The sequence below is a fragment of the Aquimarina ulvae genome, from assembly GCF_053613295.3.
Genome location: NZ_JBSIBP030000001.1, coordinates 667,679 through 681,405, shown reverse-complemented (window position 1 = coordinate 681,405; position 13,727 = coordinate 667,679). Strand labels below are relative to the sequence as shown.

Here is a 13,727-nt window from a genome sequence, read left to right as displayed (position 1 = left end):
ATCGTCTAGTAAGCATAAAACAATCACACATCATGAAACATATATTATTCCTATTTATTTGCATTATACATCTATGTTCTTGTACTTCTCAAGAATCCATTATTGTAAAAAAAAACAAAATTAACCTACAAAACTATTCCAAATTATATACGGATGCTACGAAAACAACATTCATTGATAAATTTCATTTTTTAAAAAATGTTACTATTTATGAAGTAATGTATTTGAGTGACGGATTAAAAATTCAATCATTTGCAGCAATTCCGAAAAAAGAAGGAAAGCATCCTGTAATCATTTACAATAGAGGTGGCAATCGAGATTTAGGAGCGCTAAACATAAAAACTACTATATATAGATTCGCTAAATTGGCTAATGAAGGTTATATTGTAATTGGTTGCAATTATAGAGGTTCTGGAAAAAGTGAAGGAATGGAAGAGTTTGGAGGAAAAGATGTAAATGATGTTCTAAACCTAATCATAGCAATCAAGGAACTTCCAGAGGCAGACCCTACCCGTGTAGGCATGTATGGATGGAGTCGTGGTGGTATGATGACTTATCTTGCGTTAACTAAAACCAATACGATTAAAACAGCTGTTGTTGGTGGAGCAAGATCTGACCTTAGAACGATTGAGCGGCCAGAGATGGAAAAAGGAGTGTATGCCGAACTAATACCTAGTTATTACAAAAACAAAGAAACGGAGCTTCAAAAAAGATCTGCAATATTATGGTCAGATAAATTTTCACCAAAAGTTCCTATCTTCCTTCTACACGGTAATTCTGATTGGAGAGTAAAATCCACGAACTCTTTAAAACTTGCATTAGAATTCGAAAAACATCGAATTCCATATAGATTAAAAATTTATGAAGGCGCTGATCACGGCATTACTCAATTTAGTAATGAACGAGATAAAGACGTTATAGATTGGTTTCAGAAATATCTAAAAAGTAATGCTGCATTACCAAATATGGAGTTTCATGGGAGATAAAAGATAAAGAGTAAAGTAATAAAGCCCACCTTTGTTTCTAAAAGAAATCATAATCTGTTTATCAGTTACAGTATTTTATTTTAAATTGTTGGTCTTATGATTTAGCACAAATTCATTTACAAACAACTTCACACAATTGATACACTACTTATGAAATTCTTTTACACACTACTTTTTGTTCTAATAAGTACAACACTTGTTGCACAAGACACCTATCTCCATTGCGGAAAATTAATTGACACAAAAACAGCTAAGGTCTTAACAGAAAGAACTATTGTTGTCTCTGGTAATAAAATTATAAAAGTAGAAGTTGGTTATAAAGAAGGAGAAAGTAGTGATGTTATTATCGATCTCAAAGATAAAACGGTCATGCCGGGACTTATTGATATGCATGTGCATATAGAAAGTGAATCTAATCCAAAAGCATATTTAGAGCGCTACACGAATAACGAAGCAGATGTTGCCTACAATTCTGTCGGATTTGCTAAAGCAACATTAATGGCTGGATTTACAACAGTTAGAGACCTTGGAGGAAGTGGTGTCAATATCTCTCTAAAAAAAGCGATTGCACAAGGGAAAATTGAAGGGCCAAGAATATTTACTGCTGGTAAGTCATTAGCGACAACTGGGGGTCATGCAGATCCTACGAATGGAGGAAACAAAACCCTAATAGGCGATCCCGGACCAAAAGAAGGTGTCGTAAATAGCGAAGAAGATGCTAAAAAGGCAGTGAGGCAACGATACAAAAATGGAGCCGATTTAATAAAAATTACTGCAACCGGTGGAGTCCTAAGTGTAGCTAAAAGCAGTTCGAATCCGCAATTTACTATAGAAGAAATAAAAGCCATTTGTAAGACTGCAAAGGATTATGGATTTCATGTAGCCGCCCACGCACACGGAGATAAGGGAATGCAAAGAGCCATTATTGGTGGAGTGAAAACTATTGAACACGGAACCCTGATGAGTACTAAAACCATGGATCTAATGAAAAAAAACAAGGCTTATCTGGTACCAACGATGACTGCAGGAAAAGAAGTTACAGAAAAGGCAGCTATAGAGGGATACTATCCCGATGTTATTGTTCCCAAAGCTTTAGAAATAGGTCCACAAATTCAGGATACATTTAGGAAAGCTTATAAACGTGGAGTGCGTATTGCTTTTGGTACAGACGCGGGCGTTTTTAAACACGGACAAAATGCCAAAGAATTTGGATATATGGCGGAAGCAGGAATGCCTGCTATAACAGCGATACAATGCGCTACTATTGTAAATGCAAAAATCTTGAATATGAACAAAGAATTAGGACAAATAGCACCCGATTTCATAGCAGACATTGTAGCAGTAAATGATGATCCTACCAAAGAAATCAAGACGATGGAAAATGTAGTTTTTGTCATGAAAGAAGGTAAAATCTATAAACAATAATTTTATATAGAAATATCCCCAATTTTAAAACGAAAGATTTCTGAAAAAAACAATTCAATACATTGTTCTTCTGGCCGTACTACTATTTGGTGTATTGTTTTTATATACCCAATGGACTGTTACTAATAGAGGAGATACTGCTCCTGATTTTGAAACCTCTTTGGTTGATGGAACACCTTTTAAACTATCCAACTTGCAAGGAAAATATGTACTCTTGGATTTTTGGGGATCCTGGTGTTCTCCTTGTATAAAAGAAAGCCCCCAATTAGTAACACTTCACAAAAAGTACCCTGATGACTTAACCATTGTAAGCATTGCATTAGAAAAAGATAGCGAATCCTGGAAAAAAGTAGTTGCCAAATATGGATATGCCTGGAAAAATCAGATAGTAGACCAGAATCGGTTTGTACTGTTATCTGATATTGCAAGAAAATATGGAGTTTCAGAAATACCTACTAAGTTTCTAATATCACCCAAAGGAAACCTAATCGGAAAATATTCCCTTAAACAGATTGACAGCGTATTATGTAAAAGTAAGTTTTAATGAATTTTTCACTGACTATCTGTTTATATACAGGTATCCTGCTCTATTTTTAGCTCCTTCAATATTCAATTTATAAAAATAAGTTCCCGCAGGTAATTCTGATTCTTTGTTAACTGTTGCCCTACCTTCAGAAATACCAGCAAAATTTTGATTTTCGTGATATGCTTCTTTCTGAAAAACCAACACTCCCCATCTGTTATAAATGAACAACTCATTATCAGGGAATTTTGATAAACCTTGAATTTTAAACGTATCATTCATCCCATCTCCATTTGGAGAAACTGCTGTGAAAATTTCTAAATCACCATCCAATAACCTAGTCGATGATCCAAAAGTGAGCACTTCATAATCATCTGGGATTATTGCTTCTGAAGAAATCTCACCCTCTTCCATACTTCCTATCACCATCGCATTTCCTAAATTAACCCACTTTCGAAGGGCTTTGTTCCATCCCACCACTCTTAAATCTTCTATGTCCTCTACAAGTGTTGGTATATTACTATTACTATCCCAAGTTAAAGTAACTTTAGTTTCCTTATTACCTTCTAAATCCCAAAACTCAAAAATGCTAATCCCGAACAATAAATCTTCGTACGCTTCGGTATCAAAGGTATCTGCAAAGAAATTTGGTGCATTTGGATTTTCAAAAAAGTACGCAGCTCTCGAACTTTCAGTAGCAGCTTCACTCTCAATTTTTATAGGCCTTACCCTATAATCATCTCCTACAGGAAAAGAGAAATCTAAATTTCCGGTTAAAGAAGCATACCCATCAACGTACCTATCATTATTTTCTCCTAAATATGGAGCATCATTTAGGTAGTCTAATGTTACATTTTTTGCATCTCTGTTCGTTAATACCCGTCCATTTACAAATTCTTGAAAATTAGCAACTCCTACCCCTACTTCTAAAATCATATCTTCTTTAACATCAATTTCCAAATCATAAAACACTGGTTTACTTTCTCCAGAAACAGTCAAACTATTATCATTATAAAATCCAACCTTTCCTACATTATTATCAAACTCTCCATTATTAATGACATCTATATGGAAACCTATCTGACCTGCAGAATGAACCCGAACACTACCGAAATTATGAAAAGCTTCCTGAGCAGATCCTGAAAGACTAAGTAATGCTATTATGATGGTTTTAAAATTTGACATTCTGTTATGAGTTTTAGTATTTATTACTGTAAAGATAATAGAGGGAACTCTGTAGAATTAGGTGTTTTGGACAGGACAACGGTTTGTACCTACGAGTGGAAAAACATACCTGTTGAGCTATTTTTTTCTTCGTTGAATTGAAATAAGTGTCGATCAATGGAAATTATTTATCGATGAATTGAATATAAACTAAAATCTATTGTTTTAAATTAGATCAGTAGCAGTGTCTTAATTATGAAAAGATGTTATATCAGCAAAAAAAAATAAATTAACGATTTATGATATACTCTATTATTAAACTAACAGGGATAGCTCTTTTCTACACCCAATTCATTTTTACACAAGAATCTAACCTTTCAATATTAAAAAATTTTGTAGGCAAAGAATGGAAAGCCGAGGGTACTTGGGAAGATGGTACTGCCTATAAATAGGAAACAATTTTTATGTTTGACTTGAACAACACTTTGCTTATTGCAAAATCCAAAGGATTCACAGACAAACAACAAACAAAATACGGTTGGCGTAATCACGGTATCCGAAAGTTTGACACAAAAATGAAAACCATTAAATTCTGGGAGTTTGATGTTTTTGGAGGAGGAACAAAAGGAACTGTAACAACAGATGGGAAAAACATCATTTACCGATATCAATATAGAGAATCCTTGGTAACCGATTTTTGGGAGCATGTAGATAATCACACCTATAACTTTAAGGTTGAAGATTATGAAAAAGGAACCTGAAAACAACTGTATTTAGCAACCCTGTTTAAAGCAACAAAAAAAGATAATAATGGTATAGATTCTTCTTTATAATAAATCAGATGATCATACATAAACAAAGAGACTGAATGATTCCTTTTTTAACTTGATATTCAGCCTCTTTTTTATAGATTATAATGTATTTTAGATTGATGCAGCTATAGTTTCCATAGATCTATCTACTTTTTTCACCAATCCTGATAGTACTTTCCCTGGACCTACTTCTGTAAATGACGTAGCTCCGTCCTTAATCATATTTTGAATACTTTGCGTCCATTTTACCGGAGCAGTTAACTGTGCAATCAAGTTCTTTTTAATTTCTTCTGGATCGGTAACAGCGGTTGTAGTCACGTTTTGATAAATCGGACACATTGGTGTATTAAAAATTGTTGCTTCGATAGCAGCTGCTAACTCTTCTCTTGCCGGCTCCATTAATGGTGAGTGAAAAGCACCACCAACTGGCAATACCAATGCTCTTCGGGCTCCTTTTTCCTTCATTAGTTCACACGCTCTTTCTATCGCTTCCACTTCCCCCGAAATCACTAATTGACCAGGACAATTATAATTTGCTGCCACTACGACTCCTTCAACCTCTTTACATCCCTTTTCTACTACCTCATCATCTAACCCTAAAACGGCAGCCATTGTAGAAGGTTTTAATTCACAAGCGCTTTGCATCGCTAATGCTCTCTTAGAAACTAATCTAAGTGCATCTTCAAAATTTAATGTTCCGTTAGCCACTAAAGCAGAAAACTCACCAAGAGAATGACCTGCTACCATATCTGGTTTAAAACTATCTCCTAACACTTTACTTAAAATTACCGAATGTAAAAATATCGCTGGCTGAGTAACTTTTGTTTCCTTTAACTCATCAGCAGTACCTTCAAACATGATTTTAGTTATTTCAAAACCTAAAATATCATTGGCTTTATGAAAAAGTTCTTTTGCAATTTCTGAATTCTCATATAAGTCCAGTCCCATTCCTGAAAATTGAGCCCCTTGACCTGGAAAAACATATGCTTTCATGTATTGTATATTTAAAATTTTGACAAAAGTAAGTATAAATACCAAGAGTAATTCATTCAAAAAATTGTTTTTAAAGAGCTCATTTAATTTTAAAACTTTTAAAAAAATTAACTTTTCTAGTCTTAGAAATTGATAATTTTTTACCGTCGTCCATTACTACAAATCCTCCATCAGACTTACTAATGCGTGTTATATGATCCTTATTGATTAAACTAGAATTATGAATCCTTAAAAAACCAAAACTCTCTAGTAGATACTCGTAATATTTTAAATTCTGCGAAGCAGTAATATGCTTGTTTCCCTTTAACGTAAGCTGTGTGTAACTCCCATCAGCCAAACAATATAATATAGCGCTTATGGAAACAATTTCATACCCATCAAAAGTAGGAATAGAGATCTTATTAAACTTATTCTTTTCTAACTTTAGTTGTTCTATCAGCTCCTTAGCATTATTCGCAAAATATCTCCGCTCCAAACCTTCTAAAAGACGATCTATAGCTTTTTTAAAATCATCAATATCAATAGGTTTTAAGAGGTAATCTAATGCCATAAACCTAAATGCTTCTAAGGCATGATTATGAGCCGACATAAAAATTATCTCAAAATCTATTCTTGCAAATTTTTCTAAAAACTCGAAAATACTTCTAGTGCCAATTTGTATGTCCAAAAAAGCAACATCAATTGTATATGATTCCAAAAGGGTTTGGGCATCATCAAAAGTCTGGGCAGTACCTACAATTTCAATTTTCGGATAGAATGTTACAATTAATGATTGTAAATTTTCTATTCCGTTTAATTCATCATCAACTATAATTGCATTAATTATTTTTGTCATACATATTTTTTAATGGTAGAATTAAAATACTCCTGGTTCCTTTTACCTCATGGCTTTGATCAAAAAGATCTTCAAAATAATATTTCGCCTCTTTATATCCAGATTTTGCCAAAATCTCTATTCGTTGTTTAGTGTTAATCGAGGTAATCCCTATAACACCTTTCGGTTTAGACATTTTTATTTTTTGCGCTTCTATTCTTCCTATACCATTATCTTCTATAATAATCTTCAGGTTACCATTATAAGGTTCTATTGTTAAAAAAACGTGACCTCCTTCTGGTTTATTACTAATCCCGTGGATAATTGAATTTTCTATGATAGGTTGTAAAATCATTGCAGGAATATAAGGGTTTTGCTCTTCGATATTGGGATCCACATCTAACGTAAACTCCAATTTATTTCTAAATCGTATTTTTTCTAAATCTACATATACCTTTATAAGGTCTAATTCCTTTTGCAGTCTGATAAAGGAATAATTCGAATTATCCAAAATCAACCTAATGGATTGAGAAAATTTGCTCAGGTAATTATATGCGCTAAACTTATCTGACTTTAGTATAAAATTTTGCACCCCATTTATTGTGTTGAAGATAAAATGGGGGTTCATTTGTGATCGTAATGCAAATAATTTCATAACGGAAATTTGCTTCTGCTTTTCTGCTAGGTACACACGGTTCCGATAGGCATATAATACAATCGTTCCTATGATAGCAATCAAAACAATACTCACAATCCAAATAATTCTTTCGATATCTGATTCGAATTCTTTTTTATCTTCTGCTTTCTCTTTTGATAAAGAAGCATAAGCAACATCTTTTTGTTCAATTACTTTTGAAGATTCAATTTTCGATATTTGTTCTGAAAAATTTTTATCGAGTAATTTAGATTCTAATGAGGTGAATTTTTCGTAAAATGAGAGTGCTTTCTTGTAGTTTTCTGTTTTTTTATGATATCTACACAAATCCTTATATGCATCTATAATCCCGGTTTTGATATTATACTCTTCTGCTATAGAAAGGGCTATATTTAGATTATGTTCGGCTTTTTCATAGTTTCCGGTATCTAAATATATATTTCCTAAAGTACGATATGTTTGCGCTACTCTACTATCAAATAATTTATCTGGTTTAATAGCTAAAGCTTTTTTCGCATAGGTGAGGCTTGAATCATATTTTTTTACCTTATAATAATTAAACGCCAGATTGTTATAGCACGTTTTCTTTTGATTCTGATATGTGAGATTTTTATCAAGTTCTTTATTCAGTATCTTTTTATATAATACAATAGCATTTTCGTAGTTTTCTAACTGTGTTTGTATAACAGCTAAATTTATATAGCTGGTTATTTCTCTATCTTTCTCGCCTAGACATATTGCTACTTCTAGTGCTTCTGAAAACATAGCAACTGATCTATCATTTTTGTTGAGCTTAGCATATAAAATCCCAAGTCTATTTAATACTCTATGTTTTTCTACTGAAGGCTCTTCATCTTTGAAAAAGTAATACGCTTCCATTAGACTGCTTAGTGATTCTTTATAATCAGTTTTTCTTTGAAATACTAATCCTATATCTGATTGAATATCTGCAATCAAAAAATCATCGTTCTCATAACCAGCAATACGTTTTGCTCTATTAAAATAGTTAAGTGCCAACTCATAATCTTCAGAATACATAAAAACGACACCTAATCGCTTGAGGCTACGCGCATATAAACCATAATCTTTATATTTAAGTGCTAGATCCTTTGCACTTTCAGCGTACTGCAAAGAAGTGTCCATATCTACATCTTTATAATACAAACTAAGATGATAGGACGCCTTCACTTTTTCTACATCCTCACAGGTATTAAAAATGGTTAACAGACTATCTCTTACATCAGCCTTTTTCTTAATTTGAGTCTGCGATATACCTACCGCTACAAAAAGTAAAAAAAAACAGCGTATGTGTTTATGATACATTCCCAACTCGATGTTTTGTGTGTTTCATATCAAACCTACGCAATTTCTTGAATACCATAATAAAGTAAATAAAGCAGATGTGTTTTCTCCATCTGCTTTGTTAACTATAATTTTATTAAATGTATTGCTTTATGTTTTATTCTTTATACATTTTTATTGTCTTACTTTTATTATTTTCTAATGAGAGAATATCAACTAAATACATTCCTTTAGGAAGATCATCTATAACAATGCCTGATTTAATATTATCTATTTCCGAATGAAATGATTTTAGCACTTTTCCTTCAAGGCTTATAACGTTAATAGACAGTGATTCATCCTCTGTATTTTTAACAAAAAATGAATGCGACACAGGGTTAGGGTACAGCATTATCGATTTACTGGTTATATCTCTACTCCGATTTTGGTCACAAGAAAGATCTCCAAAATCAAAATTACCATTACAATATAACCATTCTGAAGAACCACATCCTGTCCTACTAGAGTAATCTTCTGTTTGATATAAAGTATCACAAATTTTAATCCAATCGATATAAGCGTTTAAATCACACGTACTATTGTTATCATTTACAAAAGCTACTTTAATGTTTTGACCTTCTTTATAGTTAGTATAGCGATACACTTCAATATCATTAGTCAGCGTAAATGGAGCTACCGATTGATTATCCAGGAGAATTTCTATTTGCTCACCTGAACAGTTCCCTTTTGCCCCTACTTCTAACACCTGAGTATTCGAACTACTAGAAACTACATCAATGTTAGGCTTATTAAGATTATCCAAACGGTTATTCCAATTTCCTCCTACAGGAGTTATAAATACTTGAAACTGATACGTACCATCACCTAAAGGAATGCTTTCTGGTATAGAAACTGAAACATTTATAGTTTCTGCTCCTTTAGAAATCTGTATTTTATTTGTTTGATAGACTGTATACGGGCTTGTATCTAATTGAAAAACGGTTACGATATCTCTATTTTCTTTGGCTTCATAGGATACCGATACCATAGCTTCTTGCCCTTTTTGTACCTGATTTGGCACAGAGGTAGCAAGAATTTTATCCTCCAGTGTATTCACAACTCCTTCAAATTCTTTAGCTCCAATATCAATAGATGATCCTATTACAGGTCCAAACCCTACAGAAACACCTGCGTCAATAGCTGGGCTACTAGACCTCAATTCCATATCCTGAATAGGAAAATTATTATTTTTTGTTGGATTATATAATCTGGCAGAAGCTCCATTTTCATTAAATGGATTTGATGTAGTTGCCAACAAATTGGTTTGCGATTGGCCTAAACCTTGAACATTTTTCAACCTTGGATCTGTTACAAGGTCATTAGAGCTTATGGGTTCTGGATTTCCATTGATATTCCAATGTATGTTTTGATCATAAGTGATATTTTCATCTTCATATCGAGATATTGTCGATTTTGAAGCATTAGAATTATATAAAATATTGTTTTTTACACGTGCATTTTTCACCCTTCCTATTGATAATTGAGAATCGCCTACAGCAACAGGATAAGCTGGATTAGCAATTCTTGTACTTTGTGCATTATCGAAGAGGGTATTGTTATAAACATCGACATTATTACTAGAAAACACGTTTATTCCCTGACCTCCATTGCCGTAACATATATTTCCGATCAATAATGTTCTACTGTCATACGGAATTCCATTTTCTTTTTGATCCTGGATGTGATCATCCACAATGATTCCGTTACCATCCGTAATTCTATTACTTCCTCCTTGAAAACCTCGAAGATTCACGTTGTATCTAGAAACATTGTCTTTATAAATAATTCTATGATTTGGATACTCCGGAAAGCTATTCACATTCAAATTTGCAGGTTGATACGATGAAATTCCACTATTTCCATTACGACTTTGATATGCACAATGCTCTACCAAGTTCCCTTCTATTAAAATTACTTCTGACCCACCAATGGCAATTCCATTTCCAGGAAAATCGTGCACATAATTATTACGAACAATAATATGATGAGAGCCATTGTCAATTCCGATGGCTCGTCTTGCTCTCCATAATTCAAACCCAAAAGAAGGATTGTTTATCATCTCCTTCACATCTTCATTGGCTGGAATAAACTCTAAGTTTTCTATAATTACATATGAGGATCCCAACAAATCAATTCCTTTTACTGAAGCTGAAACTACTGTAGGCAGTTTTCCTTGTTCATCTGGTACTCCTGAAAAAGTTATATAATTTTCTTCTGATCCGGAGATTGACATAAATATTTCACTCCAAGGGCTATTATTTCCACCCGTATATATTCCTGGCAGGATTCTAACAGTGTCGCCTGCATCTACAGAATTTACCGCTTTCTGAATTGATTTAAAAGCCGCATTTTGATCTAATCCCGAGTTATTATCATTCCCGTTCTGAGAACTCACATAATATGTTGTTTGTGCACTTACAGAAAACCCAAACAGCATATTAAAAGCTATCATTAATTTTATTTTTTTCATCATCTTACATATTGTAAACAATTTATATACTGGCTTTAAAAAGAAACATTAAGTGTAATTACTTGATGTTTCTTTTCAGCCTATCAATTAATGATTGTTTATGATTATTTTTTTGGTTTCCGAGGTTTTGGTAGTACGATCATATATTCTTAGAATATAAAACCCATTAGTAAGATGTCCTGTTAGAATAGTATTGGTATCAGAGACATTATTTGCTTCATACACCTTTTTTCCTTCCAAATTATAAATAGATACCGTATATAACTCAGAACCTTTTATGATCATTTTGTTATCAGTAACTGGATTAGGATATACATTAAAAATATTCTGAATACTCTCATCAGAAGTTTTGTTGTCACAACCGGGACTTCCAAAATCAAAATTGCCGTTACAGAATAACCACTCCGAATTTCCACAACCCGTTCGGGAAGCTGTATTTTCTGTTTGATATCTCGTTTCGCATACCTTAATCCAATCTATATATGCATTTTTATCACAATTATCTACACTACCATCATTTATAAAGGACACTTTTATGTTCTCATTATCATTGTAGCCTTCGTAGGTATACATCGAAATATCTGTTGTCAATGACCATTCAGATACTTTTTTACCATCGAGTAATAGTTGAATTTTTTCTCCGCCACAATTGCCTTTTGCTCCTATTTCAATAATTCCATTCTGACTGGAATTAGTACCATTTCCAAAATTAATATATCCGTTACAGTGAATGAATTGTGTAAAACTTCCGCCACCACAAGTTCCATCCCAAGCTCCTGTGTTTTCTGATCTGGATTCTGCTTGAATTTTTTCTCCGTCAATTTCTAACCAATCAATTTCTACATCTCTTCCTGTATCGTCATTAATAAAGGCTACTTTAAAGTTTCCTGAAGTCTCAGCAAGTGAAATGTTATAATTAGCAAAATTATTAGTTAATGTTATAGCATCTCCAATTGGCGTATCATTATACCGAACTTCGATTTTTGCATTATTAGTTCCTTTTGCTCTTACGATTATATTTCTTGTATTTTCTATACAATCAATACCAGTTTTAGAAATTGTATGCAATCTTTCGTTCCAATCTCCACCTTGTGGTGTGATAAAAATTTGAAATTTATAATCATTATCAGCTACAGGAGTATTTGCATCAATAGGAATTTCTAATCCGATCGAATCTGCGCCTCCTATTACGTTTATTCTTTTTGATCCATAAACGGTGTAAGGACTTCTATTTAATTGAAAAACGGCTACAATATCTCTCCTAGCACTAGAAGAATACTTTATTTCAACAAAAGCTTTCCCTCCTTCAATCACCTGGTCAGGCGCTATAAACGACTTGATGATATCCTCATCTGTTCCTCCTGTATCATCACAAGCAGTTGGAAGAGTATTTACTGCTCTAAAATGATCTCTATTCCATCTGCCTTCTACAGTCAAATCATTATTATAATTCCAGTTACCATTTGGACTCGCTGACCTTTTTAGGGATGAGCTCATCTCATTTTTATTACTTAATGACCACTTACAATAACTAATATCATTAGTATCCATCCATTGTTCCCAGCGATCCCATTCTGCAGCATCCAGATTATTATTAGGTCCGTAATTGGTTCCTACCCTACCACATTCTGTCATAAACAAAGCTAATCCCTTGTTAATTGCATAATTTGCTTTATCTCTAAGGGATTGTTTATGTGCTCCGGCATATGCGTGAAGGGTATATGCAATATTACTTACAGGATTATTATTAATATCGGTGGTTAAAGGATTATCTGCAGCTGTATCTACTCGTTGGGAATAAAATGGAGTTCCTACTATAATGATATTATCTGGATCGTTTGCTCTAATCTCTGCAATAACTTCTCTTGAATATCTTTTTATCTCGTTCCATGTACCAATTGAATTTTCATAATCTCCAATAGGTTCATTCCATATCTCGTAGATGATATTAGGATAAGCTCCATATTCTTGAGACATCTGTCGAAAAAATGTTTTAGCTTCATTTTTGTAATTAGGGTGTGCGTGAAAATCTATAATGACATACACCCCGTGTTCTATAGCAGCATCTACTACTGCTCTTACCTGATTAACAGATCCTACCGGATCATCAATATAATCACCTCCGCCCCCACGAACTCCCATAGCAGCTCTTACGATTTCTACTTTCCAATCGTCTCGTAGCCATTTTAACGCATTACTATTCCAATATTCTCCTCCTTCCCATTGATGCCAGAAATAACTCATTCCTTTCAACTGAGTATTTCTATTACATTTATCCTTTATTTTCGTTCCCTCTACTCTTAATTGTCCGTGTCTTTCTACAATTGTTTGGGCTGACAACTGAAATATCGTGAATAGCATCATTACGATCATTAATAGGTTTGTTTTTCTCATAATAAAGATTGATTTGTGTTAGACCTCTAAAATAAAAGCTAAAACGATCGGTAGAAATGCTCAATTTGATGAACGACCATTCTCAACTAATAGTTGACCGTTATAAATTTGCAATTCGTTTTAATAAAAGAACAGAAAAAATAGTAAATC

11 protein-coding genes are annotated in these 13,727 nt (G+C 33.3%); 5 read left to right on the top strand and 6 right to left on the bottom strand.

All coding sequences use genetic code 11. The annotated features are described in order from the left end of the window. Positions 1–32: 32 nt before the first annotated feature. The 3 genes from ACWGOQ_RS02980 (at position 33) to ACWGOQ_RS02970 (ending at position 2,955) form a co-directional block, all read left to right on the top strand. Entirely contained in the window at positions 33–986 is a 954-nt protein-coding gene (locus ACWGOQ_RS02980) for an alpha/beta hydrolase family protein (protein WP_452057066.1), read from the top strand. 150 nt (positions 987–1,136) lie between these two features. After that, the gene (locus ACWGOQ_RS02975; RefSeq protein ID WP_452057065.1) at positions 1,137–2,411 is read left to right on the top strand and encodes a metal-dependent hydrolase family protein; all 1,275 of its coding nucleotides are present in this window, start codon (positions 1,137–1,139) and stop codon (positions 2,409–2,411) included. Between the two features lie 94 nt (positions 2,412–2,505). Next, positions 2,506–2,955: a TlpA family protein disulfide reductase gene (locus ACWGOQ_RS02970; RefSeq protein WP_452057064.1), complete on the top strand. Its 450-nt coding sequence runs from the start codon at positions 2,506–2,508 to the stop codon at positions 2,953–2,955. 15 nt (positions 2,956–2,970) lie between these two features. Here the strand turns inward: ACWGOQ_RS02970 and ACWGOQ_RS02965 are convergent, their stop codons facing one another. Next, on the bottom strand, positions 2,971–4,119 hold the full coding sequence (locus ACWGOQ_RS02965) for a T9SS type B sorting domain-containing protein (protein ID WP_452057063.1): 1,149 nt from the start codon (positions 4,117–4,119) through the stop codon (positions 2,971–2,973). A 278-nt stretch (positions 4,120–4,397) separates the two neighbouring features. On the opposite strand from ACWGOQ_RS02965, the gene ACWGOQ_RS02960 reads away from it, so the two are divergent. Continuing rightward, positions 4,398–4,550 (top strand): hypothetical protein, encoded by a 153-nt coding sequence (locus ACWGOQ_RS02960; protein WP_452057062.1) that lies wholly within the window; start codon positions 4,398–4,400, stop codon positions 4,548–4,550. Between the two features lie 12 nt (positions 4,551–4,562). Beyond that, the gene (locus ACWGOQ_RS02955) at positions 4,563–4,859 is read left to right on the top strand and encodes a hypothetical protein (protein WP_452057061.1); all 297 of its coding nucleotides are present in this window, start codon (positions 4,563–4,565) and stop codon (positions 4,857–4,859) included. Between the two features lie 162 nt (positions 4,860–5,021). On the opposite strand, the gene fabD is transcribed toward ACWGOQ_RS02955, so the two are convergent. From fabD to ACWGOQ_RS02930, 5 genes are all read right to left on the bottom strand, one after another. Continuing rightward, the gene (fabD, locus tag ACWGOQ_RS02950; protein ID WP_452057060.1) at positions 5,022–5,903 is read right to left on the bottom strand and encodes an ACP S-malonyltransferase; all 882 of its coding nucleotides are present in this window, start codon (positions 5,901–5,903) and stop codon (positions 5,022–5,024) included. Positions 5,904–5,982: 79 nt separating this feature from the next. Continuing rightward, the gene (locus ACWGOQ_RS02945) at positions 5,983–6,738 is read right to left on the bottom strand and encodes a LytR/AlgR family response regulator transcription factor (RefSeq protein ID WP_452057059.1); all 756 of its coding nucleotides are present in this window, start codon (positions 6,736–6,738) and stop codon (positions 5,983–5,985) included. Further along, positions 6,722–8,695, bottom strand: coding sequence for a tetratricopeptide repeat protein (locus ACWGOQ_RS02940; protein ID WP_452057058.1), 1,974 nt, complete (start codon positions 8,693–8,695; stop codon positions 6,722–6,724). Before ACWGOQ_RS02940 ends, ACWGOQ_RS02945 begins: the two co-directional genes overlap by 17 nt. A 136-nt stretch (positions 8,696–8,831) precedes the next feature. After that, positions 8,832–11,183 (bottom strand): T9SS type A sorting domain-containing protein, encoded by a 2,352-nt coding sequence (locus tag ACWGOQ_RS02935; RefSeq protein WP_452057057.1) that lies wholly within the window; start codon positions 11,181–11,183, stop codon positions 8,832–8,834. 87 nt (positions 11,184–11,270) lie between these two features. After that, positions 11,271–13,577 (bottom strand): cellulase family glycosylhydrolase, encoded by a 2,307-nt coding sequence (locus tag ACWGOQ_RS02930; RefSeq protein WP_452057056.1) that lies wholly within the window; start codon positions 13,575–13,577, stop codon positions 11,271–11,273. Positions 13,578–13,727: the final 150 nt, after the last annotated feature.

Coding starts and splice junctions, on each gene's coding strand:
- ACWGOQ_RS02940 (WP_452057058.1), bottom strand. CDS start 8,695: ATGTATCATAAACACATACGCTGTTTTTTTTTACTTTTTGTAGCGGTA.
- ACWGOQ_RS02980 (WP_452057066.1), top strand. CDS start 33: ATGAAACATATATTATTCCTATTTATTTGCATTATACATCTATGTTCT.
- ACWGOQ_RS02965 (WP_452057063.1), bottom strand. CDS start 4,119: ATGTCAAATTTTAAAACCATCATAATAGCATTACTTAGTCTTTCAGGA.
- ACWGOQ_RS02975 (WP_452057065.1), top strand. CDS start 1,137: ATGAAATTCTTTTACACACTACTTTTTGTTCTAATAAGTACAACACTT.
- ACWGOQ_RS02960 (WP_452057062.1), top strand. CDS start 4,398: ATGATATACTCTATTATTAAACTAACAGGGATAGCTCTTTTCTACACC.
- fabD (WP_452057060.1), bottom strand. CDS start 5,903: ATGAAAGCATATGTTTTTCCAGGTCAAGGGGCTCAATTTTCAGGAATG.
- ACWGOQ_RS02945 (WP_452057059.1), bottom strand. CDS start 6,738: ATGACAAAAATAATTAATGCAATTATAGTTGATGATGAATTAAACGGA.
- ACWGOQ_RS02955 (WP_452057061.1), top strand. CDS start 4,563: ATGTTTGACTTGAACAACACTTTGCTTATTGCAAAATCCAAAGGATTC.
- ACWGOQ_RS02935 (WP_452057057.1), bottom strand. CDS start 11,183: ATGAAAAAAATAAAATTAATGATAGCTTTTAATATGCTGTTTGGGTTT.
- ACWGOQ_RS02930 (WP_452057056.1), bottom strand. CDS start 13,577: ATGAGAAAAACAAACCTATTAATGATCGTAATGATGCTATTCACGATA.